Source organism: Actinopolymorpha singaporensis, from assembly GCF_900104745.1.
Classification (GTDB): Bacteria; Actinomycetota; Actinomycetes; order Propionibacteriales; family Actinopolymorphaceae; genus Actinopolymorpha; species Actinopolymorpha singaporensis.
In genome coordinates this window covers 5,452,652-5,475,656 of the sequence record NZ_LT629732.1, presented here as the reverse complement: position 1 = coordinate 5,475,656, position 23,005 = coordinate 5,452,652, and the positions used below count along the sequence as shown (strand labels likewise).

The window sequence follows — 23,005 nt, the reverse complement described above, 5'->3', positions numbered from 1 at the left end:
TCTTCATGACGCCATGATGCCGTCATGACTTTGGCTGAACGAGTTCGTGCCCTCCCGCGCCGTTGGCCCGGCTTCGAGTCGATCCGGGGCATTCCGATCCTGTTGCGCCTGTTGCCCTCGGTGAGCCGCCGCCAGTCCGCCCTGCTGGGAGTGGGCGTCCTGCTGACCGCGGCCCTCCCGGTCGCGGCCGTCGCCCTGACCGGCCTGCTGGTCGGCTCGATCCCGGACGCGGTTCGGGGCGGCCTGGACTCCGCGGCGGGCCACCGGACCCTCGACCTGCTCGTCGCCGTCGGCGCGCTGGTCGTGGCACAGCGCCTCGTCGCCCCGATGCTGCGCGCGGTGTCGATGACGCTCGGCCGGGAGACCGACCGCTACCTCCAGGACCGCGTACTCGCCGCGGTCGGCCGGCCGGGTGGGATCGCCCATCTGGAGGACCCCGACATCCTTGCGCACGTACGCCTGGTCAAGGGGCTCGGCGCGGACGCGCAACGTCCCGGCCTCGCGGTGGAGGGACTGGGGTACGTCCTGCCGTCGTGGCTGCAGGCGCTGGGCTCGGCCGTGGTGCTGTTGTTCTTCTCCTGGTGGATCGGCCTGCTGTGGTTGGTGGTCTGGCCGATCGTGGTGTTCGCGATGCAGCAGGAGTACCTCCGCGTCGGGGAGATCGGCTACGGCCGCAGCGACGCGCTGCGCCGCGCCGAGTACCTCCGCGATGTCGCGCTCGGACCGGCCGCCGGCAAGGAGATACGCGTGTGGGGGATGCTCGGCTGGCTGATCGACGCGTTCGAACGCGCGTGGTACACCGCGATGGCGCCGGTGTGGAAGGTGCGCAGCCCGCGGGGGAGCGTGCTGTTCGGTGCCAGCGGGGCGGTGCTGGCGGTCAACGCCGTGTCGTACGGACTGCTGGGCTGGGCGGCGGCCCGTGGTGACCTGTCCGTCGCGGCGGTGGCGATCTACACCCAGGCGCTGGCGGGGGTGAACTCCTACACCGCCTTCGACGACCGCAACGTCTACCTGTCCTACGCCGCGGTGACCGTGCCGAAGGTGCTCGCGCTGGACGCCCGGCTGGGCGGCTCGGGCGGCTACTCCGCGCCCGTGTCCGCCGCGCCCGTGTCCGGTGATCGCGTGTCCGGTGGCCGCGTGTCCGGTGGCCCCGTGTCCGTCGCCGAGCTGCCGAGGCCGGCGGCCGCACCCGGCCTGCCGCGTCACGGCGTCCGGTTCGACGGCGTGACGTTCCGGTACCCACGCAGCGAGCGCACCGCCCTGTGCGGGCTCGACCTCACCATCCCGGCCGGCCGGTCGCTGGCCATCGTGGGGGAGAACGGCGCCGGAAAGACCTCGCTGGTCAAGCTCCTGTGCGGCCTGTACGCACCGACGCGGGGCCGGCTGCTGGTGGACGGCAACGACCTCGCCGACCTGGACCCCGCGGCGTGGCGGGATCAGGTGGCCGTGCTCTTCCAGGACTTCGCGCGCTACCACCTGCCCGTACGCGACAACATCGGGCTGGGCGCGCCGGCGTACGCACACGACGAGGACCGGCTGCGGCTGGCCGCACGGAAGGCGGGCGTACTCCACCTGGTCGAGTCGCTGCCGCACGGCTTCGACACCGTGCTGTCGCGGGAGTACACCGGCGGCGTCGACCTGTCCGGTGGCCAGTGGCAGCGGATCGCGCTCGCCCGGGCGATGTTCGCGGTGCAGGCCGGCGCCCGGCTGCTGATCCTGGACGAGCCCACCGCCGCGCTGGACGTACGAGCCGAGGCGGAGCTCTACGAGCGGTTCCTCGAGCTCACCGAGGGCCTGACCACCTGCCTGATATCGCACCGCTTCTCGACGGTGCGCCGGGCCGACCGGATCGTCGTACTCGCCGACGGCGGCGTGGTCGAGGACGGCAGCCACGAGGGGTTGATGGACCTCGGCGGCCGGTACGCCGAGATGTTCACCCTGCAGGCGTCGCGGTTCCTCGACGAGCAGCCGGCGCGCTCGGCCGGCGGGCACCGGCTTCCTTCCGACACGTCCACAGGAGCCACCGGAGAAGGGATGGGGACCCATGCGTGAGGCACTGCGGGCCTACCGCATGACGATGGCGATCGGGTTCCGCGCGGCGCCCTGGCGAGCGACCTTCCAGCTGGTCACCGGCATGGTCATGGCCCTGGTGCCGGTCGTACTGGCGTACGGCGCGAAACTCGTCGTGGACGCCGCCATGGAGCACGACCCGGCGCTGGCGCTGTGGGCCGCGGGCCTGCTCGCCGGTGTCGTCGCGGTCAGCCTGGTCAACGTCTTCTACTACTGCGACTGCGTGTTCGGCGTCATCGAGCGGGCCCAGGCCTACGCGGAGCGGCGGCTGATGGTGCTGCTCGGCGGGGTGGACGGCCTGGCGCACCACGAACGCCCGGAGTACCTCGACCAGGTGCAGCGCATCCGCGAGGAGAGCCGGTCCCTCGGGACGATGGTGAACGCCACCGCCGGGATGGTGCGGTCGCTGGTGTCCCTGGCGGCCACCGGGGTGCTCCTGGGCCGGGTGCACCCGGCGCTGCTCGCGTTGCCGCTGGTCTCCGTGGTGTCCATCGTGATCGGCCGGCGGGCACGGGACCTCGACGTCACCGCGCAGGAGGTGACCACCGAGCCCGAGCGGCTGCGCCGGCACCTCTTCGACGTCGCCACGTCCGCCTCGGCCGGCAAGGAGCTGCGGGTCTTCGGGCTCACCGGCGAGTTGCGAGCCCGCCACGACGAGGTCGCCGGTCGCGTCGTCGCCGAACGCAACCGGGCCACCTGGCGAGGTGCGGTGCTGGGCGCGGTGGACGCGCTGGTCGTGGCCGCCGCGTACGTCGCCGCGATCGCGTTCGTCCTGCTCCTCGCCGTACGCGGGCATGCCGGTCCCGGCGACGTGGTGCTGGCCATCGGCCTGGCCGCGCAGCTGACCTGGATCGTGTCCACGGCCGTCTCGTACGGCACAAGTCTCATGCACGTGCTCAAGCTCGCGCGGAGGCTGGTGTGGCTGGAGGACTACGCCGAGGCCGAGGCGTACGTCCCGGCCCGCCCGGCGCCGGTGCCGAACCGGCTGCGCGAGGGCATCGAGGTACGCGACGTGTCGTTCGGCTACCCCGACACCGGCGGGAAGGTGCTCGACCGGCTGTCCCTGCGGCTACCGGCCGGCAAGGTGGTCGCGCTCGTCGGTGAGAACGGCGCCGGAAAGACCACGTTGGTGAAGATGCTGTGCGACTTCTACCGCCCGGACGCGGGGCAGATCCTGGTGGACGGAACGCCGCTCGCCGACTTCCCGGTGGAGGAGTGGCGGTCCCGCCTCAGCGCGGCGTTCCAGGACCACGTGCCGTTCGAGTTCACCGCCCGGGAGGCGGTCGGGGTGGCCGACCTGCGCCGGGTCGACGACGACGCGGCCGTGCTGGCCGGGCTGGAGCGCGCCGGCGCGAGTGGCGTGCTGACGGCGCTGCCGAACGGCCTGGACACCCAGCTCGGCAAGTCCTGGGACGGTGGTGTCGACCTGTCCGGCGGCCAGTGGCAGCGGCTGGCGCTCGGACGCGGCCTGATGCGCACCGACCCGCTGCTGGTGGTGTTCGACGAGCCGACCGCGGCGCTGGACCCGCAGACCGAGCACGCGATGTTCGAACGCTTCGCCGCGGCCGCACGCAGCGGGGCGCGCCAGGGCACCGTCACGTTGCTGGTCTCGCACCGGTTCTCCACCGTACGCATGGCCGACCTGATCGTCGTGCTGTCCCGCGGGCGGGTGCTGGAACAGGGCAGCCACGCCGAGCTCATGGAGCACGGCGGGTTGTACGCCGAGCTGTACGACCTGCAGTCGCGGGCCTACCGGTGAGGATGAGCCGGGCGCAGCAGGTCGGGCGTGACGTCGGCGAGCGACGCGCATCCGCACAGGGCGAGCGTCTCCTCCAGGTCCGCGCGCATCGTCACCAGCAGGTCGCCCACCCCGGCGGCACCGCCGGTGGCCAGGGCCCACACCGCGGGCCTGCCGACGAACGCCGCGGTGGCGCCGAGGGCCAGCGCGCGGACGACGTCGCGGCCGTTGCGGATCCCGCCGTCGACGTACACCTCGACCTCGTCGGGCAGGGCGGACCGCACCTCGGCCAGGGCCCGCGCGGTGGGTACGGCACCGTCAAGCTGGCGCCCGCCGTGGTTGGACACCCACACCGCGTCCGCGCCCGCGTCGACACAGGCGCGGGCGTCGTCGCCGCGCACCACGCCCTTCACCACCAGCGGCAGCCGGCCGGACACCTCGGCCAGCCAGGCGAGGTCGGCGAACGTCACGCCGGGGTCCTGCCACACGCCCTCGTCCGCCCGGGCGCGCAGCTCCGGGACGAGCACGGGCGAGACCTCGGCGGGCGGGAACGCGGTGGCTCGCGCCTTCCTCGCGACGTACGGCGTGTCCACGGTCAGCACCAGCGCCCGGGCGCCGGCGGCAGCGGCCCGTTCGACCACGGTCGCGGTCAGGTCGCGGTCACGGAGCACGTACAGCTGCAGCCACCACGGGCCGGCCGCGTCCGCGAGCTCCTCGAACGTCGTCGTGGCCCGGGTGGACAGGGCCAGCAGGGAGCCCGCGTGTGCGGCGCCGGTCGCCATGCCCAGCTCGCCGTCGGGGTGCACCAGCCGCTGGTAGCCGGTCGGGGCGACCTGGACCGGTGAGCTGACCGGCGTACCCAGCACCGTCGTCGACACGTCCACACCGCCCACGTCACGCAGTACCCGCGGCGCCAGCGCCAGGTCACGCCAGGCGGCCAGGTTGGCGGCCAGTGTCTCCTCCGCCCCGGAGCCGGTGGCGATGTAGTCGTACACCTCCGTCGGCAGCACCGAGCGGGCTGCCGCCTCGAGGTCACGCGGCTCGATCGGTGGTGCCGTCACGGCGGGGGACGCCGCCACGGGAGCCGCCGCAGGCTGCGCGCCGGGAACAGGCGTGTCCGGGGAAGGCGTGGAAGGCACGGAGGTCATGACGGCCATTGTCCCGTCCGGAGTCTCCTCCGAACGTCCGAACTCCCGTCCGCGGTCGGTCTGCGGCCGGCCCGAGGTCTCGTCCGCCGCGCTCGCAGGACGGCGACGCTCGCCGTGCCTGACCCGGTGATCGACACCCGGGCTGCTAGCGTGCCTGGGATCGAAGGACCGCAGCTGACCAGGGAGGCGTACGTGGGTCGATCGGTGCTGGTGACAGGGGGGAACCGCGGCATCGGGCTGGCTGTCGCGCAGGCGTTCCGCGAGGCCGGCGACGACGTTGCGATCACCTACCGCGGCGGGGAGCCCCCGGAGGGCTTCCTGGCGGTGAAGTGCGACGTGACCGAGCCGGAGACGGTGGAGACGGCGTTCGCCGAGGTCGAGGAGAAGCAGGGCCCGGTCGAGGTGCTGGTGGCCAACGCCGGCATCACCCGCGACACCCTGCTGATGCGGATGAGCGACGAGGACTGGTCCAGCGTCATCGAGACCAACCTGACCGGCGCCTTCCGCTTCGCCCGGCGGGCCGCGAAGGGCATGCTGCGGATGCGCCGCGGCCGCATCGTCCTGGTGTCCTCGGTCGTCGGCCTGTTCGGCGGCGCCGGCCAGGTCAACTACGCCGCCAGCAAGTCCGGCATGGTCGGCATGGCCCGATCCATCGCCCGCGAGCTGGGTTCGCGGGGAATCACCGCCAATGTCGTGGCCCCCGGTTTTGTGGAAACCGCCCTGACGGCCGAGCTTTCGGAGGAGCTACAAAAGCAGTACCTCAAGCAGATCCCGCTCGGCCGGTACACCAGCACCGAGGAAGTGGCGCGGGTGATCCGGTGGGTGGCAAGCGACGAGGCGGCATACATCACCGGGGCCGTCATCCCGGTGGACGGCGGACTAGGGATGGGGCACTAAGACATGGGCGGGATCCTCGAGGGCAAGCGCATCCTGGTCGCGGGCGTGACCATGGACTCCTCGCTCGGCTTCGCGGTCGCGAAGGTCGCGCAGGAGCAGGGCGCGCAGGTGGTCATCACCAACTTCGGCCGGGCACTGTCGATCACCCGGCGGATCGCCAAGAGGCTGCCGGTCGAGCCGGCGGTGCTCGAACTCGACGTCACCAACGAGGAACACCTGGCCGGGCTGGCCGACGCGCTGCGTGCCCACGTCGACGGGCTGGACGGCGTGGTGCACTCCATCGCGTTCGCCCCGCAGGAGGCGCTCGGCGGCAACTTCCTCAACACCAGCTGGGCCGACGCCGCGACGGCGCTGCAGGTCTCGGCGTACTCGCTGAAGTCGCTCACCACGGCCGTCCTGCCGCTGATGAAGGAGGGGTCGTCGGTGGTCGGCCTCACCTTCGACGCAACGGTGGCCTGGCCGGCGTACGACTGGATGGGGGTGGCGAAGGCCGGGCTGGAGTCCTGCGCCCGCTACCTCGCCCGCGACCTCGGGCCCAAGGGCATCCGGGTCAACCTGGTGTCCGCGGGTTACACCAAGACGATCGCCGCGGGCGGCATCCCCGGCATCGAGAAGGTGGAGAACGTCTGGAGCGAGCGGGCGCCGCTCGGTTGGGACCCGACCGACAGCAGCCCCACCGGCCGCGCGGTGGTCGGGCTGCTGTCGGACTTCTTCCCGAAGACGACCGGCGAGATCGTCCACGTCGACGGCGGCTACCACGCGATGGGCGCCTGACCGGCGGATCTCCGTACCAGCAACTGCTCCCAGGTGGGCGCCGCGCACGAGGCGCGGCGCCCACCGGTGTCTTGTCAGGAGGCGGCTGCCTCCAGCCAGAACCTCGCGATCAGCGCGTGCCCCTCCTCGGTGGGGTGTACGCCGTCGGCGGCGAGCTCGGCCGGGTCCTGGTCGGCGGCCGCCTTGGCCATCAGCTCGTCGAGCGGGACCAGCGTCGCGCCGTACTCCCCGGCCAGCCGGCGGACGACCTCGAGCTTGGGGTCCAGGTCCTCCCGCCAGCCGTGCTGGCCCGCGGTCACCGGCAACACGAACGGCTCGACCAGCACCAGCCGGGCGGGCAGCGCGTCGGTGGTCCGGGCCAGGATGTGGTCGTAGTCGCGGGCGAAGTCGTCCGCCGAGGTGGCATCGCCGCTGTCGTAGCGGCGCCACGTGTCATTGATGCCGATCAGGATCGACACCACGTCCGGACCGAGATCCAGGCAGTCCTCCTGCCACCGGGTGCGCAGGTCGCGCACCCGGTTGCCGCTGATGCCGCGGTTGAGGAACCGCACGCCGTCGCCGGGCCGGGTACGGGAGCAGGTGTCCGCGACCAGCCGGGGATAGCCGTGGCCGAGGCTGTGCGGGTCGGAACGGTCGCGGCCGCCGTCGGTGACGCTGTCGCCGATGAACAGAACCGTCGAGTTCTGGGTCAGTACGCTCACGCGTTCGAACCTAGGCCGACTCGGCCCGTTCGGCGGGTTCGGGGTCCGGTCCTGGACTGCCGCCGCACCGCATCCCGACGGGCACTCGGTCAGGGAAGCAGCAGGTTGACGTCGCCGAACTCGTGCCACAGGTAGCCCTCTTCCACCGCGGCGGCGTAGCAGCGGCGTACCAGCTCGGGCCCGGCGATCGCCTCCAGCATCAGCAGGTGGGACGCCTGCGGCTCGTGGAAACCGGTGAGCAGTCCCGACACCACCGCTACCCCGCGCTCGGCGGTGACCACGAGTTCGGTCCAGCCGGACGCCGCCCGCACCCAGGACCCGTGCGCCGCGGACTCCAGCGCACGCACCACCGTCGTACCGACCGCCACCACCCGGGCGCCTCGCTCGTTGGCGTCGTTCACCACGGCGGCGGTCGCGGCCGGCACCTCGAACCACTCCGCGTACGGCGGTTCGTGGAACTCCGCCGACGCCACCCCGGTGTGCAGGGTGATCGGCACCACGAGGATCCCGCGCGCCACCAGTTCGGTCACCACCTCCGGCGTGAACGGCCGCCCGGCACTGGGCATCTCCGCGCTTCCGGGCGTGGTGGCGAACGCCGTCTGGTACGCGTGCAGCGGCCAGTCGCGGCCGACGTAGCCGTACCGGATGGGCCGGCCGTACCGGGCGAGATAGGCCGGTACGTCGGGGACGGCCGGTGGAACGATCGGCACGGCGTGCCACAGCCGGCCGGACCGGTGCCGCTCACGGAGTACGAGCGAGGCACCGCCGGGCAGGTCGATCCGCCGGCCCGGTCGGCCGCCGGGGTCGGGGCCGTCGCCGCGGCGGAGCTCGACCAGCCAGGAACCGTCGGCGGCGAGGGTGGAGAAGTGCACGCTGCGCCGTTCGCCCTCCCCGGTGGTGCCGGTGCTGTCGGTGCTGTCGGTGCTGTCGGTGTCCTCGGGGTGCGTGGGCAGGTCCACGGCGGCGGGCCGGGTCCCTGACCGGTTGACCACCACGACGTCGCCGGGTTCGAGCAGGTGCGGCAGGTCGACGAACCGGTGGTGGGCGACCTCGTTCGCGGGCCCGTCACCGGACCCGTCACCACGGCCGAGCAGCAGCCGTACCCCGTCCCGGGTCAGGCCCCGCGCCTCCGGCGGTTCGTGTGCCTCGAGTTCGGGCGGCAGAACGAAGTCGACCCTGGGCGCCGGGAGAACGTTGGGAGCGGTGCCGGCCGCCTGGACCGCGGTCGTCGTACCGGCGCTCATGCCGCCACCTCGGTGAGCAGGTCGGCGGCCCGGTAGCGGCCGCTGTCCGGGCGTTCGCCCACCAGCCGGACGAACGCCGGCACCACCGTGTCGGGCAACGGCCGGTCGGAGATGTCCTCGCCGGGGAAGGCGTCCTGGTGCATCTGGGTGCGCAGGTCACCCGGGTCCACCCACCACACCCGTACGTCGTCGCCGGCCTCGGCGAGCTCGACCGCGAGCACGCGGGACCAGTGCTCCAGCGCCGCCTTGGCCGAGCCGTAGCCACCCCAGCCGGGGTAGGCCTCCACGGCGGCGTCGCTGGTGACGTTCAACACGGCGCCGGACCGCTCGCGCAGCAACGGCAGCGCCAGCTGGGTGAGCGCCAGCGGGGCGACGGCGCCGATCTCCAGCACTTCCCGGTACGCCGGTACGCCGAGCGCGGCCAGCGGCGGCAGCGGGCTGGGACCGAGCACGCCGGCGTTGTTGACCAGCAGGTCGAGGCCGCCGAGCCCACGGGCCACCGCCACCAGGTCGGCGCGGTGAGCGGCGTCCCCGACCGACCCGGCGCGGACCTCGACCCGCGCGCCGGGGCCGGCCCGGCTGGTCAGCTCGGCAACCGCGTCGCGCAAAGGTGCCTCGTGGCGAGCGTCGACGACGAGGGACCAGCCGCGGTCGGCGAGCCCGCCGGCGAGGGCGAGCCCGAGGCCGCGGGAGGCTCCGGTGACGAGGGCGACGGGCATGGCGTACCTCCGGATGGGACGGGATCTTCGGCGGCTCCGCGTCGACCGGGAACCGCCCGCTGTCTTTCTGGTCCCGACGCTAGGAGCGCCGGCGGGGCAGGCCATCGGTCAGCGGATCGGACCGGTCTGCGCCGATGGACCTAGGACCAGCGGCGGGGCGGCGGGCCGGTCCCGCGGGCGCCGGCGGCGGGTAGCGTTCGGAACGTGTCCACCTCCGACCAGCCCTCCGACCAGCTCTCCGACCAGGCCGCCGGTACCGGCAGCGACAACCGCGGCGACCGCGACCAGAGCCGCGGCGACCGCGACCAGGGCCGCGACGGCAGCGGCCGGGACGATCTCGAGGCGTTGTCGCGCGCCCTGCTCGCGATCACCGAGCAGACCGCGACCCGCGAGGTCCTGCAGATGATCGTGGAGTCGGCGCGATCGCTGGTCCGGTCCGAGTACGCCGCGCTGGGGCTGCCGGACGAGCGCGGCCGGTTCGCGGAGTTCTACGCCAGCGGGATCAGCCCCGAGCAGTGGCGGGCGATCGGCCCGCTTCCGCGTGCGCACGGCCTGCTGAGCGTGATGATGGCGCAGGCCCGGCCCTACCGCGCCGAGGACGTCCAGGCGGACTCGCGCTTCTCCGGCTGGCCGGCCACCCATCCGCCGATGCGGGGCTTCCTCGGCGTTCCCATCGTCGACCGGGGCGAGATCATGGGCGCCATCTACGTCGCCAACGGCCCGGACGCACCGGTGTTCGGAGACGAGGACGAACGCCTGCTCGGCATCCTCGCCGCCCACGCCGCGATCGCGCTCACCCGCGCCCGGATGTTCGAACGCGACCGCGAGCTGACCCTGGTGGAGGAGCGCGCCCGGATCGCCCGCGACCTGCACGACGCGGTCGCGCAGAAGCTGTTCAGCCTGCGCCTCACCGTCGGGGCCGCGGAAGCCCTTACGGTGAAGGGAGATCGCGACCGTGCACGCGAACAGTTCGCCCGGGTGAAAGAACTCGCCGGCTCCGCACTGGACGAGTTGCGTGCCGTGGTGACCGAGCTGCGTCCGCCGGCGGTGCGTGAGGACGGCCTGGTGCCCGCGCTGCGCAAGCACGTCGCGGTGATCTCGCGTGCCCATCCGGTCCGGGTCCGCTTCGACTCCAACTGCGACGGCCGCTGCGAGCTTCCCGGCGAGGTGGAGGACGTGGTGTTCCGGGTGGCCCAGGAGGCGCTGCACAACGCGTTGCGGCACGCCGAGCCGTCGGCAGTCGACATCGACCTCCGTACGTCCGATCACGAGGTGGTGCTCGTCGTCGCCGACGACGGCAAGGGGTTCGACGGCGATCCGGCCCGCGACGGGGGCCACCACCTCGGCCTGGCCTCGATGCGCGAGCGCGCCCGGCAGGCGGGCGGGCGGCTGCGGGTCGAGTCCCGTCCCGGCGCGGGAACCACGCTCCGGCTGGAGGTGCCGCATGAGTGACACAGCCCCAGGCAGCGCCGCGGCCGCCGGCGTTCCGGCCGCCGCGGGGAAGGCCGGGCCGATCCGCGTACTCGTCGTGGACGACCACCAGGTCGTACGCCACGGCCTGCGGACGTTCCTCGACATCCAGGACGACATCGAGGTGGTCGGCGAGGCCGGTGACGGCGGCGCGGCGGTGGAGCTTGCCGAGACTCTGCGGCCGGACCTGATGCTGCTCGACCTGCAGCTGCCCGGCGTCGACGGCGTGTCCGCGCTGCGCATGCTGCGTGACCGGGGGAGCACGGTGCGCGTTCTCGTCCTCACCTCGTTCACCGAACCCGCCACCGTGGTGCCCGCGCTGCGGGCCGGCGCGGCGGGTTACCTCTTCAAGGACGTCGACCCGGAGGCGCTCGCGCAGGCGATCCGGGCCGTGCACGCGGGGCAGGTGCTCCTCGAACCCGAGGTGGCCGACGCCCTGCTCCGCGGTGACGACCCGGCCGAACGCGCCGGCGGCGCCCTCACCGAACGCGAACGTGAGGTACTGGTCGAGATCGCCCATGGCCGCTCCAACCGGGAGATCGCCCGCGCACTGGTGCTGTCGGAGAAGACCGTCAAGACGCATGTGTCGTCCATCCTGGCCAAGCTGGGCCTGGCCGACCGGACCCAGGCGGCGCTGTACGCGGTCCGCCGCGGGCTGGCCTGATCGGCGGGACCTCCGACCGGCCCACGGTTTCCGGAGAGGGTGGCCAGAGGCGGGACATCGCCCACCGCATTTCCGGAAGAGGGCGGCCAGAGGCGCGGTTTCCCTCACCCCATAGGCTGGGGCGCGTCCACGTACGCCGGTACGCCCGTACTCCCGTACGCCAACCGATCCCAGGAACCCACTCGGATGAAGACGTTCGACGAGTTGTTTGCCGAGCTGACCGCGAAAGCCGCCAGCCGCCCGGAGGGCTCGGGCACGGTCGCGGCGCTGGACGCGGGCGTCCATGCCATCGGCAAGAAGCTCGTCGAGGAGGCCGCTGAGTCCTGGATGGCCGCCGAGCACGAGGGCCGCGAGCGGGCCGCGGAGGAGATCTCCCAGCTGCTCTACCACGCCCAGGTGCTGATGCTCGCCTGCGACCTGAAGCTCGAGGACGTCTACGCGCATCTGTAGGGGTGAGCGGCCCTCACCCCTGACCGACGACCGGGTACCGCCAGGATTCGCAAGGGTCCGCCAGGTTTCCTTCCAGGCTTGAGGAAAGAGCGTCCGAACATGTTGCGTGTGGCCATTCCGAACAAAGGGGCGCTGGCCGAGCCGGCCGCCCAGATGCTGCGCGAGGCCGGCTACCGCCAGCGCGGCAGCTCCCGCGAACTGGTGCTGATCGACCCCGACAACCAGATCGAGTTCTACTACCTCCGTCCCCGCGACATCGCGGTGTACGTCGGCGAGGGCACCCTCGACCTCGGCATCACCGGCCGGGACATGCTGCTGGACTCCGGCGCGCCCGCCGACGAGGTGCTCGAGCTCGGCTTCTCGCGGTCGACGTTCCGGCTGGCCGCCCGGCCGGGAACCGCGAAGTCCGTGCACGACCTCGAGGGCCTTCGGATCGCCACGTCGTACGCCGGGCTGATCAGGACCTACCTCGCCGAGAACGGCGTCACTGCGCACGTGACCCACCTCGACGGCGCGGTGGAGACCGCGATCCAGCTCGGCGTCGCCGACGCCATCGCCGACGTCGTCGAGACCGGCGCCACGCTCCGCCAGGCCGGGCTGGAACTGTTCGGCGACCCGATCCTGCGTTCGGAGGGCGTGCTGATCCGCCGCAACGGCACGGCCGACCCGGAGGGGTTCAACCTCATGCTGCGCCGCCTGCAGGGCGTGCTGGTCGCCCGCGACTACGTCCTCATGGACTACGACATCGCAGCGGACCGGGTGGACGAGGCGTCCAGGATCGCGCCGGGGCTGGAAGGGCCGACGGTCTCCCCGCTGCATCGGTCCGGCTGGGTCGCGGTGCGGGTGATGGTGCCGCGCGCGGACGCCCAGCGGCTGATGGACGAGCTGTGGAACGCCGGCGCGCGGGCGATCCTGGTCACCAGCATCCACGCCTGCCGACTGTGAGCGGATCGGTGCACTCGATGTCCGTACGCCGGCCAGATCCGGGCGACGCCGGTGACCGTGGCGACCGCGGTGGTGCCGGCGGCGGCGCCGGGCCGGACGTCCCGAGGCTGCCGCACACCTGGCGTTCCCAGCTGGGCCTGGTGGTCGCGGTGGCGATGGGAGTTCTGCTGACGGCCGCTGCTGCGGGCCTGTGGATCGCGTTCCCGGCGGAGATCAGGGCGAAGTTCAGCTGGCCGCAGACGCTCACCCTGCTGGCGTTCCTCGCGGTGCTGCTGTTCGGGCTGTACCGCCTCGGGAGGATGCGGCTGCGCGCGGACGAGGCCGGGCTGACCATCGTCAACCTCACGCGTACGCACACGCTGGTCTGGGCCCAGGTGGTACGGGTCAACCTGCGCCGCGGCGACCCCTGGGTGCAGCTCGACCTGGACGACGGGACCACCGTCTCGGTGATGGCCATCCAGTCCGCCGACGGCGACCGGGCACGGTCGGCGGCCCGGGAGCTCGCCCGCCTGGTCGCCGCGCGCACGAGCACCAGCCGCGACGACTGAGCACCGTTCGGTACGACCGGACCAGGCCGGGCCGAGCGTACTCCTCCCGTTCAACCGTGTCCGGAGCGTGACCGTCGGGCCGGTGGCCCCGGGCCGCGCGGAGTCGTTCACCGCGGCGGGTGTGCGATGGGCTCGTGCCGTTCGTCGTGGTTCACCGCCCCCACCGGGCAGCGCGATCGGAGGCCGGCCTTGGATCCGGGACTTGCGTTCGAACACGCGTTCGATACCCTGGGGGTACTCGGTATGGGGAGGGCGACTGGTGAGCGAACGATTCGAGGTACGAGAAACCGAGTACGGCTACGGTATCTGGGACGCGAAGGCAGGCGACTGGTGGATTCGGCGGCTGGACATGACCCAGCGCGACGCCGAGCAGATCGTCGCCGAGCTACGGCGCGGTGAGGCGGAGCTTTAACGGCACTGGCGGCACTGCCAGGCGCCGACGGGTGGAGGTGCGGGCGTGACGCGGGAGGCGGCTGGGACGCTTCCCGCGCCGCCCGCACCGTCGCGTCCGGCGACCTCGCCGGCCATCGAGGCGTTCGCGGTGGCCGTGCTGCCCGCTCTCGGTGCGCTGGTGCTGTACCTCTTCCGGATCGGCACCCCGGCGCTGTGGCTGGACGAGGCCGCGACCGCCGGTGAGTCCGGCCGATCGCCGGCCGCACTGCTCGGGTTCCTCGCCGAGCGCGACGCCGGACTGGGTGCCTACTACCTGTTCATGCACGGCTGGACGTGGTTCGGCGACGGCGAGGCCTGGCTGCGGCTCCCGTCGGCGGTGGCGATGGCGGCCGCGGTCGGGCTGCTGGCCGATCTCGGCCGGAGATGGTGGGGGAGCGGCGCCGGGGTCGCCGCGGCTCTGTTGGCGGCCGTTTCGCCGATGGCGTCGCGGTACGCCCAGGAGGCCCGGCCCTACTCGTTCGCCGTCCTGGCCGCGGTGGCCGCCGCGTGGTGCCTGTGGCGGGCCGCCGAGTCCGGCTCGCGAACCGGGACGGCGGCGCGGTCGGCGCAGTCGCTGCGGTCGGCGCGGCAGTGGTGGATCGCGTACGCGACCGCTGTCGCCGCGCTCGGGGCCGTGCACGTGGTCGCGCTGATGGTGCTGGCCGCCCACCCTCTGCTGCTGCGGGCCGCGTCCGGACGAACCGGCCGGGCACCGTGGCGGGCGTACCTTGTCGCCACCTGCGCCGGACTGGTGCTGCCCACTGTGGTCGCGGTCGCCGCGTTCGGGCAGCGGGCGACGGTCTCCTGGATACCGCGCACCAGCTGGTCCGGCCTCCTCGACGGCTTCGTCGCGCCGGCCGGAAGCGGCGCGTACCTCCGGCTGCTCGGCGCGCTGGCGGCGGCCGGTGTGCTGAGGGCGGCGCCGGGACCCTCACGCGCCGGCCGCGGACGGCTCCTCGTCGCCTCGGCGTGCTGGCTGGTCGTCCCGCCGCTGGCCCTGGCGGGGCTCGGCCTGCTCACGCCGGTGTTCCTGCCGCGTTACCTGCTCGTGTGTGCGCCCGCCCTCGCGCTGCTGGCCTCGTCCGCGTTCGCCACCCCGAGCGGCCCGGACGGCTCGAACGGCTCGGACGGCTCGAACGGCTCGAAGGGCCCGGACGGCCCGCGCACGACGGCTCCCTCGGCGAGGAGTTCCACCTCCACGACGGCTACGGGAGTCGCCGTGGCCGTCGCCGTCGCCGTCGCGGTCGCCTGGCCGTCGCTCGCGCAGGTACGCCGAGTCACCGGCCACGGGCCGGACATCCGGTCCGCGGCCGAGGTCGTCGCGGCCGGCTGCCGTCCGGGTGACGGGATGCAGCGCACGGTCTCGACCGTGCAGACGCTGCCGTACTACCTGCGGCACGCCCGGTGCGTCCCGCCCTGGCTGGACGGACGGCTGCCCGACGACGTACGCCGGGTGTGGGTGGTGCAGCCGGACTGGCAGCGTGACGGCCCGGCCGGCGTGACCGGCCTGCGGCACCTGCGGACCGTGGACGTACCCGGCCTGCGGGTCAGTCTGTGGAGCCGGACGCGCCCCACGAAGTGAGCGGGGGACCGGCGGGCGGTCAGGACTCCGGAGCGTCCGGCAGGGTGAGGATCTCGGCCCCCTGCTCGGTGACCAGCACGGTGTGCTCGAACTGCGCCGACCGGCGGCGGTCCTTGGTGACGACCGTCCACCCGTCGTCCCACATGTCCCACTCGTGCGTGCCGAGAGTGAGCATCGGCTCGATGGTGAAGGTCATCCCGGCCTCGATCACGGTGTCGAACCGCGGCTCGTCGTAGTGGGGGATGATCAGCCCGGAGTGGAACGCCGTGCCGATGCCGTGGCCGGTGAACTCCTCCACCACGCCGTAGCCGAACCGCCTGGCGTACGACGCGATCACCCTGCCGATCACGTTGACCTGGCGACCGGGACGAACCGCCTTGATACCGCGCATCATCGACTCGTGGGTGCGTTCGACCAGCAACCGGCTGTCCTCGTCCACGTTGCCGACCAGGAACGTCGCGTTGGTGTCGCCGTGCACGCCGTCGAGGAACGCGGTGATGTCGATGTTGAGCAGATCTCCGTCCTCCAGCGGACGGGAGTCCGGGATGCCGTGGCAGATGACCTCGTTGACCGAGGTGCACAGCGACTTGGGGAAACCTCGGTAACCGAGCGTGGAGGGATAGGCGCCGGCCGCGCAGAGGAACTCGTGCCCGATCTGGTCGAGTTCGTCGGTGGTGACGCCCGGCTTCGCGTGCCGGCCCACCTCCTGCAGTGCCTGGGCGGCGAGCCGGCAGGCGACCCGCATCCGGGCGATGGTGTCGGCGTCCTTGACCTCCGAGCCGGTGAACGGGCTCGGACCGCTCCGGTCGACGTATTCCGGGCGTTCGATGGTGCGGGGGACCGAACGACGGGGTGAGATGGTGGCCGGTGCGAGATTGCCCATGATTCCCGGAGTCTACGACGCCTCGGGGTACGCACCGTCGGGAGTTGCCGGGGCCGCCCGGCTGCGGAAAGCTCTGGTCATGAGCACCGAGCACCCGGAATGGTTCTTTTGCCTGCGGCACCACACCGTCGAGCCCCAGGAGGGCTGCAAGGCCGCCGACCGGCTCGGCCCCTACTCCTCGCGGGCCGAGGCGGAGCGGGCGCTGGACAAGGTGGCCGAGCGCAACGAGACGTGGGACAACGACCCCAACTGGTCCGACGACGACGAGGACCAGTGACCGCCGCCGGAGGCTGACCCGGCTGGTTCCGCACCGACCTTCACCATTCGGCGAAGGCGCCACACCCGTGCCGACGGGTCCTCGTCGTGCCGATGGGTGTGGTGGCGGTTGATTGGTGTGGTGGCGGCCGATGGGTGTGGGGCGTGCCAGCAGTCACGCCTCCACACCCAGGCAGCGGTTTCAGCCTCGACGCGACTCGCGGGGCGAGCTCGCCGGCCGCACCATCGGCATCATGGTGTCGGTGTCGACGGGCATGTCGATGGGCATGGCAGTGTCCATCGACGCCGCCCGGGTGCGTCGGCGCGTCGCCGTCTTCCGGGTCCCGGTGGCGGCCGCCCCCCGGGCCGTGGTGCGCTTGGCGGTCGCGCGCTTGGCGGTGGCCCGCTTGCCCGTGGTCCGCTTTGCGGCCGCCTTCTTCGCCGGTGCGCGCTTGGCGGTCGACTTCTTCGTCGGAGCCCGCTTCGCCGTCGTCTTCTTCGCCGGTGCGCGCTTGGCGGTGGCCTTCTTCGTGGTGCGCTTCGCCGTGGTCTTCTTGGCGGGCGCCCGCTTGGCCGTGGTCTTCTTGGCGGTTGTCCGCTTGGCGGTGGCCTTCCTGGCCGTCGTCTTGCGCGCCGTCGTCTTCTTGGCCGCGCTCTTGCGAGCAGTGGTCTTCTTGGCGGTTGTCCGCTTGGCCGGTGCGCGCTTGGCGGTGGTCTTCTTCGCCGTCGTCCGCTTCGCAGCGGTCCGCTTGGCCGGTGCGCGCTTCGCCGTCGTCTGCTTGGCGGCGGTGCGCTTGGCCGGCGCCTTCCTGGCCGTGGTCTTGCGGGCCGCGGAGGGCCGCTTGGCTGTGGTCCGCTTCGCTGTCGTTCGCTTGACCGCCGGCGAGGTCGACTTCCCCGTGACCCGCTTGGAGACCTTGCGCGCGACCGTCGAGGCGGTCCGCTTGGCAGCCGTGGTCCGCTTGGCGATGGACCGGGCCGCGGTCTTTCTTGCTGATGTCGCTGTGGTGGGCACCGCACTGCCTCCCTCTGAGGGGACATCCGGCAATTACCGGACCGTTGCTATGGCAAGGACGTGACCCCGCCATCTGGAGGGGATCTGCAACATTCGGCGGCTTCGTAAACCACGAAGGACACAGCAGTTTCCGGACTGCCGGTCACGCACTCGTGCTTTCTTGCGGATTAACGATTTATGCCCGACAGAGCTTTGCTGTATTTCTCGTGGCGCTCGGGATTCTCGTTACCCGAACGCGGTCGTCCGGCGATGTGCCGACGGGTGGTGGCTACGTGAGTTCAGGAATCCGGACCGGAGATCAGGTCGAGGAGTCTGGCCAGGCGGGAGCGCATTCCCCTGGCCTCCGTACTGCCCGGACCGTCCGCGCTCCTACCCCGGCTCCCGCCCGAACCACGCGGGCCCGGCGCGGATTCGGCGGCGGCGATGCTGAGCAGATGCTGTGCACTGTCGAAGGAGACCGGTGAACCGCTAGCAGATTTCCATCCCGATTCGGAATTTGCCACACCGCCGGGGACTGCCGGAGGAAAGCCGAACGTCCCGTCCTCCACAGGTATTGTGTCGGAAATTGTCGAGTCCACGGAAAGGATTTCGTGAGCGAGATCGGCGAGTTCGGTCCGGCCGGTGTCCAGGGCGAAGATGGTCGCTCCCGCGCGGCGTACGTCCTGGACGCGTTCGAGCAGGGACGCAGGAGCCGCCTCGGCGACCACCAGCAGGGACTCACCGCGCCGGGCGGCGGCCAGCCGATCCAGCCCTACCGACAGGTGCCGCGGCGCGTTCGGTGGGGGGTTCCAGCGCACCAGAGTGGGCGAGAGTTCGGGGATTTCGGCGTACCTCGCCTCGTCGTCCAGGTGCGCTGTGAGGTGCCACGGCTCGGCGGCGGGCGGGCCGACGAGGAGCAGGCCGCCAGGGCCTTTCGTGGACGTACGCAACGCGGTGCCGAACGCCCGGGTGCGGTCCCACCACCGGGTGTCGGCCAGGAGGTCGCGAAGCACTCTCGCCTGCTGAAGGTCCATTGGCTCCAGCGTGCCAGACTGGCGAAGGGGTATCACGCGGGCCGCGAGCGCCGCGGCGACCGTGACAGCGGAAGACGACCGTGAACGGCGGAAGGGGAGCGCAGTGAAATACGGCTACAAGGCGTCGGCGGAGCAGTTCGGCACCCGTGAGCTACTCGGCTACGCACTGCTGGCCGAGCGACTCGGCCTGGACATCGTGGCGGTCTCCGACCACTTCCAGCCCTGGCGCCACCACGGAGGGCACGCGCCGTTGGTGTTCAGCTGGCTCGGTGCCCTCGCCCAGGCTTCGGAGCGCATCACGATGGGGACCAGCGTGCTCACCCCGATACTGCGCTACCACCCGTCCGTGGTCGCCCAGGGGTTCGGGACGATCGACCAGCTCGCGCCCGGCCGGGTCTTCCTCGGCGTGGGCACCGGCGAGGCGATGAACGAAGTACCCGCCACCGGCACGGCGTGGCCGGGTGGCAAGGAGCGGCGGGCCCGCCTGGCCGAAGCCGTGACGCTGATCCGGAAGCTGTGGACCGAGGACCGCGTGACGTTCGAGGGCCAGTACTACCGGACCGACAAGGCCTCGGTGTACGAACGCCCCGACGTGCCGCTGCCCATCTACGTCGCCGCGGGCGGCCCGCTGGCCGGCAAGCTCGCCGGCCGCATCGGTGACGGCGTGATCGCCACCAGCGGGAAGCCGCCGGAGCTGTACGAGAACGTCCTCGGCCAGGTGGCCGAGTCGGCCAGGGCGGCCGGCCGCGACCCGGAGAAGTTCCCGCACCAGATCGAGATCAAGGTGTCGTACGACACCGACCTGCAGGCCGCCAAGGAGGCCTGCACCTGGTGGGCGGCGCTGGGACTGAGCGCGGAGCAGAAGCAGGGCGTGGATGACCCGCTGGAGCTGGAGCGCCTCGCCGACGAGGACCCGCTGATCGCGACGAAGCGGTTCATCGTCACCACGGATGCCGACGAGGTGGTCGAGCGGGTCGCGCCGTACGTCGACCTCGGCTTCACCGAGCTCGTCTTCCACGGGCCGGGCAACGATCAGCGGCGGTTCCTCGAGCTGTTCACCCGGGACGTACTGCCGAAGCTGCGGGACCGCTGGTCCTGATCCTCACCTGCCAGCGCGAGCTACGCGCGGACGGTGGGCCCGGTGGCTGTTCGGCGGAGGAGGCGCCATGTCGTTCGCCCCGACGCCGCACCGCCCGGCCACTACCTCGCCGGGGTGACGGTCGCGCCCCCGTGGGTGCCGGGCGACCGCTCTCACCCGCGCTCGGCTGGACTGGATCTGGGTGGACCGGTGTCCTGTTGCGTGCCGGGCGACCCCGGTGCGTGAGGCGACGGCCGGTCACGGCGGCCGGCCGGCGTTCGGGCGTACCCGGTTGGTCCCGCTTGACCTTGACACGGTGACAACGTCTTCGCTGTGGCGGGGAGGTGGTCCCGATGACCATGCCGGACCACAAGCCGGAACGGAAGCCGGACCAGAAGCCGGAGCCGGACCAGAAGCCGGAGCCGGACGAGCCGGGGCAGGAGACGTACGCGGCGCGGGCTTTCCGGGCGCTGGAGAGCGCGGGAGCGTCGGTACGGGTGCAGGCGGCGCTGGCGGTGGGCACGGACCCGGACCCACGCTTCGTCGGCAAGTTGGTCGAGCGCTGCGCGGTCGAGCCCGAGTTCCACGTACGGGAGATGCTCACCTGGGCACTCACCCGCCACTCACCGTCGATCACGGTGCCGAAGCTCGTCGGCGAACTCCGCTCGGAGCGGGCCCAGGCCCGAAGCCAGGCGTTGCACACGCTGTCCAAGATCGGGGACGGGCAGGCGTGGCCGGCGATCACCCGGGCGCTGCTGACCGACGCCGACGACGAAGTGGCGCGCGCCGCCTGGCGGGCGGCGGTCGTCCTCGTGCCCGAGAGGGAGAAACCCGGGCTGGCCGCGGTGCTGGTGACCCAGCTCGGGCGCGGGGGCCCGGAGACGCGGCTGAGTCTCAGCCGGGCAGTGATCGCGCTCGGGGAGCGGATGATGCCGACCCTGCAGGCAGCCATGGCGGCCTCCGACCCCCAGGTGCGTCAGCACGCGATCGCCACCGAGCGGCTGTGGTACGACCCGGATGCCGGCTTCGAGTCGGCGATCGAGGAGGCGAAGCGTGTCGCGGCGCTGGGAACGACCAGCCAGGACGAGTGACAGCCGGGTCGGGCAGCGGCGCCGGGAAGGGGTGGGTCGGTGTTGATCGGTGACGTGGCGCGGCGCTCCGGGGTCAGCGCCCGGATGCTGCGTCACTACGAGGCGCTCGGCCTGGTGCGGCCGACAGGTCGTACGCAGGCCGGCTACCGGGAGTACTCCGGAGAGGACATCCGGCGCATTCTCCACGTCGAGATCCTGCGGTCGCTGGGGCTTTCGTTGCGCGAGGTCGGGCGGGCGCTGGACGATCCCGGCTTCAGGCCGGGCGAACTGGTCGACGACCTCGTCCGCCGTACGCGGGAACGCGTCGCCGCCGAGACGGAGCTGCTCACGCGCCTTCGGCGGATCGGCGCCGCGGCTCCCGCCGACTGGGAGGACGTACTCCGGATCGTCGCTCTCCTGCAGGGGCTGGGATCCGACAGCGCCGGGAAGCGCCAGCGCGCGGCCCTGTCCTTGGCCGGTGAGGCCCCGGTGCCGGTGGAGGCTCTGGTCGAGGCGGCGCTGAACGAGCCGGATCCGAACGTCGCCGGGGCCCTTCGATGGGCGCTGGCGCGGTCAGGGGAGGGCGGGGGCGATCACGCGCTGGCGCTGCTGGCCGCGGGCCTCGGCTCGCCCGCGGCCGAGGTGCGAAAGCGCGCCGTCGAGTGCCTCGTCGAGCTTGTGAACGCCGAGGCGACCGCACTGCTTACGGACGCGCTCGCGAACGAAGACCTCGTGGTCCGCAGGACTGCGGCTCTGACGCTCGGGGCTCGCGGAGTGCCCGACGCGATCCCGACCCTCGTGGACATGATCGTCGAGGAGGCGAACGACGTCGATGCTGCCGACGCGCTGAGCACGTTGGCGACTGATCCGGCGCTGGCGGACCGGATCGTCGCCAGGCTCGTCGACCGCCTCGGCGGACCGGATGTCGGGTCGCCGGCCCGTCAGCGGCTGACGCAGGCGCTCGCGGACATTCCGGGTGACGCGGCCTCACGTGCCCTTGCGGAGCTGTCGTACGACGAGGACCGGGTGGTCGCGCTCACCGCGACGTACATCCTCAGGCTGCGCGACGAACGATGACGAGACCCCAGGTCCGGTAGCGAATGCTCCCAGGGGGCCCTCGGGCCGAGCCTGCCCGGAGGGGCCGGCGGGCGGGCTCACTCAGGCGAACCCGGCAACGCCGGGCAGCCAGAACTCGCCGTCGCAGGTGTCGCAGGGGCGCCGGACCAGGCCGGTCCCGGTCCGGTCGCCGTGCAGCTCGACCGCCGAGCGCTCGACCGTGACCGCTCCCGTTCCGCCGCAACGCGGGCACACGACCCGCATGGCCGCGCCCTCGGGGACCTCGGTCACGGCTTCGACCTCCCGGCGTCCGCGCCGGCCACGCCGGGGACGGGTTCGGCGGTGCGGGTCGCCGCGGACGCCGGTCCGGCGCGGGTGACGCCGACGCTGGCGACGACCACCAGCGTGACGGCGAGGAGTTGCCAGCCGCTGAGCCGCTGCCGCAGGACGAGGAACCCGACGAGCGCGGCCACCACCGGCTCCAGGCTCATCAGCACTCCGAACGTACGCGGCGGGATCCGGCGCAGTGCGGCCAGCTCCAGGGAGTACGGCAGCGCCGAGGACAGGACGGCGACGCCGAGCCCGAGCAGGAGAGTATCCGGTTGCACGAGGTCGGGCCCGGAGGTGAGCGCGGCTGCCGGCACGATCGCGACGCTGGCGACAGCCAGGGCCACCGCCAGGGCGTTCGTGCCGCCGAGCCGCCGGCCGGCCTGCGCACCGAGCAGGATGTAGCCGGCCCAGCACACGCCTGCGCCGAGCGCGAACGCGACGCCTACCGGGTCCAGCGGCTCGAACCCGGTCTCGCCCAGCAGGAACACCCCGGCGCCGGCCAGCCCGACCCAGAGCAGATCTCGCACCCGCCGCGACGTCGCCACCGCGAGGCCGAGCGGGCCGAGGAACTCGATGGTCACCGCGGCGCCGAGCGGCAGCCGGGCCACCGCGGAGTAGAAGCAGGTGTTCATCAGCACCAGGACCAGCCCGAACGCGACACCGACGAGCAGGTCGCGCCGGTGGAGGTGCCGCAGCCGCGGCCGCACCAGCGCCCACACGATGGCCGCGGCGAGCACCATCCGCAGCGTGACCGCGCCGACCGGGCCGACCCGGCCGAGCAGGACAACCGCGAACGCCGCACCCACCTGCAGCGAGACCGCGCTGCCGAGCACCAGACCCACTGAGCGGGCCTCACCGCCCGGTGCGGGTGGGCCGCCGCGGGTGCCGGGACCGCGGACCTCGGTGACGTCCCGGGTCGCCAC

Annotated in this window: 24 protein-coding genes; 15 read left to right on the top strand and 9 right to left on the bottom strand. The window is 72.6% G+C overall.

The genetic code is table 11. The features are described from left to right. Positions 1-24: 24 nt before the first annotated feature. Together BLU27_RS24530 and BLU27_RS24525 are read left to right on the top strand one after the other, a co-directional pair. Positions 25-2,052: an ABC transporter ATP-binding protein gene (locus BLU27_RS24530; RefSeq protein ID WP_092655982.1), complete on the top strand. Its 2,028-nt coding sequence runs from the start codon at positions 25-27 to the stop codon at positions 2,050-2,052. Continuing rightward, positions 2,045-3,829: an ABC transporter ATP-binding protein gene (locus tag BLU27_RS24525; RefSeq protein ID WP_092655981.1), complete on the top strand. Its 1,785-nt coding sequence runs from the start codon at positions 2,045-2,047 to the stop codon at positions 3,827-3,829. The genes BLU27_RS24530 and BLU27_RS24525 overlap by 8 nt, the downstream gene beginning before the upstream one ends. Here the strand turns inward: BLU27_RS24525 and BLU27_RS24520 are convergent. Next, positions 3,820-4,956, bottom strand: coding sequence for an alpha-hydroxy acid oxidase (locus tag BLU27_RS24520; RefSeq protein ID WP_092658211.1), 1,137 nt, complete (start codon positions 4,954-4,956; stop codon positions 3,820-3,822). The two genes, BLU27_RS24525 and BLU27_RS24520, sit on opposite strands and share 10 nt — an antisense overlap. 192 nt (positions 4,957-5,148) lie before the next feature. On the opposite strand from BLU27_RS24520, the gene fabG reads away from it, so the two are divergent. Further along, positions 5,149-5,853 (top strand): beta-ketoacyl-ACP reductase, encoded by a 705-nt coding sequence (fabG, locus tag BLU27_RS24515; RefSeq protein WP_197681563.1) that lies wholly within the window; start codon positions 5,149-5,151, stop codon positions 5,851-5,853. Positions 5,854-5,856: 3 nt separating this feature from the next. Further along, positions 5,857-6,627: an enoyl-ACP reductase FabI gene (gene fabI / locus BLU27_RS24510; RefSeq protein WP_092655980.1), complete on the top strand. Its 771-nt coding sequence runs from the start codon at positions 5,857-5,859 to the stop codon at positions 6,625-6,627. 74 nt (positions 6,628-6,701) lie between these two features. On the opposite strand, the gene BLU27_RS24505 is transcribed toward fabI, so the two are convergent. The 3 genes from BLU27_RS24505 to BLU27_RS24495 form a co-directional block, all read right to left on the bottom strand. Continuing rightward, a complete protein-coding gene (locus tag BLU27_RS24505; RefSeq protein ID WP_172805029.1) occupies positions 6,702-7,328 on the bottom strand; it encodes an SGNH/GDSL hydrolase family protein in 627 nt (208 codons plus the stop codon). An 89-nt stretch (positions 7,329-7,417) separates the two neighbouring features. Continuing rightward, positions 7,418-8,572 (bottom strand): S-adenosylmethionine:tRNA ribosyltransferase-isomerase, encoded by a 1,155-nt coding sequence (locus BLU27_RS24500; protein ID WP_092655979.1) that lies wholly within the window; start codon positions 8,570-8,572, stop codon positions 7,418-7,420. Next, positions 8,569-9,291, bottom strand: coding sequence for an SDR family NAD(P)-dependent oxidoreductase (locus BLU27_RS24495; RefSeq protein WP_092655978.1), 723 nt, complete (start codon positions 9,289-9,291; stop codon positions 8,569-8,571). The genes BLU27_RS24500 and BLU27_RS24495 overlap by 4 nt, the downstream gene beginning before the upstream one ends. Before the next feature lie 204 nt (positions 9,292-9,495). Here BLU27_RS24495 and BLU27_RS24490 point away from each other — a divergent pair, with 204 nt between their 5' ends. From BLU27_RS24490 to BLU27_RS24465, 7 genes are all read left to right on the top strand, one after another. Then, positions 9,496-10,743, top strand: coding sequence for a GAF domain-containing sensor histidine kinase (locus BLU27_RS24490; RefSeq protein ID WP_241827614.1), 1,248 nt, complete (start codon positions 9,496-9,498; stop codon positions 10,741-10,743). Then, positions 10,736-11,425: a response regulator gene (locus BLU27_RS24485; protein WP_092655977.1), complete on the top strand. Its 690-nt coding sequence runs from the start codon at positions 10,736-10,738 to the stop codon at positions 11,423-11,425. The genes BLU27_RS24490 and BLU27_RS24485 overlap by 8 nt, the downstream gene beginning before the upstream one ends. A gap of 186 nt (positions 11,426-11,611) precedes the next feature. Further along, on the top strand, positions 11,612-11,875 hold the full coding sequence (locus BLU27_RS24480) for a phosphoribosyl-ATP diphosphatase (RefSeq protein WP_092655976.1): 264 nt from the start codon (positions 11,612-11,614) through the stop codon (positions 11,873-11,875). 99 nt (positions 11,876-11,974) lie between these two features. Further along, positions 11,975-12,820, top strand: a complete 846-nt coding sequence (hisG, locus tag BLU27_RS24475) for an ATP phosphoribosyltransferase (RefSeq protein WP_092655975.1) — start codon at positions 11,975-11,977, stop codon at positions 12,818-12,820. Further along, a complete protein-coding gene (locus BLU27_RS24470; RefSeq protein WP_157728789.1) occupies positions 12,817-13,368 on the top strand; it encodes a PH domain-containing protein in 552 nt (183 codons plus the stop codon). The genes hisG and BLU27_RS24470 overlap by 4 nt, the downstream gene beginning before the upstream one ends. A 259-nt stretch (positions 13,369-13,627) precedes the next feature. Continuing rightward, positions 13,628-13,780, top strand: coding sequence for a hypothetical protein (locus BLU27_RS29330; RefSeq protein WP_157728788.1), 153 nt, complete (start codon positions 13,628-13,630; stop codon positions 13,778-13,780). 45 nt (positions 13,781-13,825) lie between these two features. Beyond that, on the top strand, positions 13,826-15,382 hold the full coding sequence (locus BLU27_RS24465) for a glycosyltransferase family 39 protein (protein WP_092655973.1): 1,557 nt from the start codon (positions 13,826-13,828) through the stop codon (positions 15,380-15,382). Between the two features lie 19 nt (positions 15,383-15,401). Here BLU27_RS24465 and map read toward each other — a convergent pair whose 3' ends face one another. After that, on the bottom strand, positions 15,402-16,265 hold the full coding sequence (gene map / locus BLU27_RS24460; protein ID WP_092655972.1) for a type I methionyl aminopeptidase: 864 nt from the start codon (positions 16,263-16,265) through the stop codon (positions 15,402-15,404). Positions 16,266-16,344: 79 nt separating this feature from the next. Here map and BLU27_RS24455 point away from each other — a divergent pair, with 79 nt between their 5' ends. After that, positions 16,345-16,542, top strand: coding sequence for an SPOR domain-containing protein (locus BLU27_RS24455; RefSeq protein ID WP_092658203.1), 198 nt, complete (start codon positions 16,345-16,347; stop codon positions 16,540-16,542). Between the two features lie 180 nt (positions 16,543-16,722). Here BLU27_RS24455 and BLU27_RS24450 read toward each other — a convergent pair whose 3' ends face one another. Both BLU27_RS24450 and BLU27_RS30020 read right to left on the bottom strand, forming a co-directional pair. Next, the gene (locus BLU27_RS24450) at positions 16,723-17,535 is read right to left on the bottom strand and encodes a histone H1-like repetitive region-containing protein (protein ID WP_092655971.1); all 813 of its coding nucleotides are present in this window, start codon (positions 17,533-17,535) and stop codon (positions 16,723-16,725) included. A 278-nt stretch (positions 17,536-17,813) separates the two neighbouring features. Continuing rightward, entirely contained in the window at positions 17,814-18,548 is a 735-nt protein-coding gene (locus BLU27_RS30020) for a hypothetical protein (protein WP_197681562.1), read from the bottom strand. A 103-nt stretch (positions 18,549-18,651) separates the two neighbouring features. On the opposite strand from BLU27_RS30020, the gene BLU27_RS24440 reads away from it, so the two are divergent. The 3 genes from BLU27_RS24440 to BLU27_RS24430 all read left to right on the top strand — a co-directional run bounded on the left by BLU27_RS24440 (position 18,652) and on the right by BLU27_RS24430 (position 21,773). Then, a complete protein-coding gene (locus BLU27_RS24440; RefSeq protein WP_092655970.1) occupies positions 18,652-19,647 on the top strand; it encodes a TIGR03557 family F420-dependent LLM class oxidoreductase in 996 nt (331 codons plus the stop codon). Between the two features lie 332 nt (positions 19,648-19,979). Beyond that, entirely contained in the window at positions 19,980-20,717 is a 738-nt protein-coding gene (locus tag BLU27_RS24435; protein ID WP_277869256.1) for a HEAT repeat domain-containing protein, read from the top strand. Positions 20,718-20,756: 39 nt separating this feature from the next. After that, positions 20,757-21,773 carry a HEAT repeat domain-containing protein gene (locus BLU27_RS24430; protein ID WP_092655969.1) on the top strand — a complete coding sequence of 339 codons (1,017 nt, stop codon included), beginning with the start codon at positions 20,757-20,759 and terminating at the stop codon, positions 21,771-21,773. Between the two features lie 81 nt (positions 21,774-21,854). Here the strand turns inward: BLU27_RS24430 and BLU27_RS24425 are convergent, their stop codons facing one another. Continuing rightward, positions 21,855-22,043, bottom strand: coding sequence for an adenylate kinase family protein (locus tag BLU27_RS24425; RefSeq protein ID WP_092655968.1), 189 nt, complete (start codon positions 22,041-22,043; stop codon positions 21,855-21,857). Next, on the bottom strand, positions 22,040-23,005 hold the full coding sequence (locus BLU27_RS24420) for an EamA family transporter (RefSeq protein ID WP_092655967.1): 966 nt from the start codon (positions 23,003-23,005) through the stop codon (positions 22,040-22,042). The genes BLU27_RS24425 and BLU27_RS24420 overlap by 4 nt, the downstream gene beginning before the upstream one ends.

Coding starts and splice junctions, on each gene's coding strand:
- BLU27_RS24530 (WP_092655982.1), top strand. CDS start 25: ATGACTTTGGCTGAACGAGTTCGTGCCCTCCCGCGCCGTTGGCCCGGC.
- BLU27_RS24525 (WP_092655981.1), top strand. CDS start 2,045: ATGCGTGAGGCACTGCGGGCCTACCGCATGACGATGGCGATCGGGTTC.
- BLU27_RS24520 (WP_092658211.1), bottom strand. CDS start 4,956: ATGACCTCCGTGCCTTCCACGCCTTCCCCGGACACGCCTGTTCCCGGC.
- fabI (WP_092655980.1), top strand. CDS start 5,857: ATGGGCGGGATCCTCGAGGGCAAGCGCATCCTGGTCGCGGGCGTGACC.
- BLU27_RS24500 (WP_092655979.1), bottom strand. CDS start 8,572: ATGAGCGCCGGTACGACGACCGCGGTCCAGGCGGCCGGCACCGCTCCC.
- BLU27_RS24495 (WP_092655978.1), bottom strand. CDS start 9,291: ATGCCCGTCGCCCTCGTCACCGGAGCCTCCCGCGGCCTCGGGCTCGCC.
- BLU27_RS24485 (WP_092655977.1), top strand. CDS start 10,736: ATGAGTGACACAGCCCCAGGCAGCGCCGCGGCCGCCGGCGTTCCGGCC.
- BLU27_RS24480 (WP_092655976.1), top strand. CDS start 11,612: ATGAAGACGTTCGACGAGTTGTTTGCCGAGCTGACCGCGAAAGCCGCC.
- hisG (WP_092655975.1), top strand. CDS start 11,975: ATGTTGCGTGTGGCCATTCCGAACAAAGGGGCGCTGGCCGAGCCGGCC.
- map (WP_092655972.1), bottom strand. CDS start 16,265: ATGGGCAATCTCGCACCGGCCACCATCTCACCCCGTCGTTCGGTCCCC.
- BLU27_RS24455 (WP_092658203.1), top strand. CDS start 16,345: ATGAGCACCGAGCACCCGGAATGGTTCTTTTGCCTGCGGCACCACACC.
- BLU27_RS30020 (WP_197681562.1), bottom strand. CDS start 18,548: ATGGACCTTCAGCAGGCGAGAGTGCTTCGCGACCTCCTGGCCGACACC.
- BLU27_RS24435 (WP_277869256.1), top strand. CDS start 19,980: ATGACCATGCCGGACCACAAGCCGGAACGGAAGCCGGACCAGAAGCCG.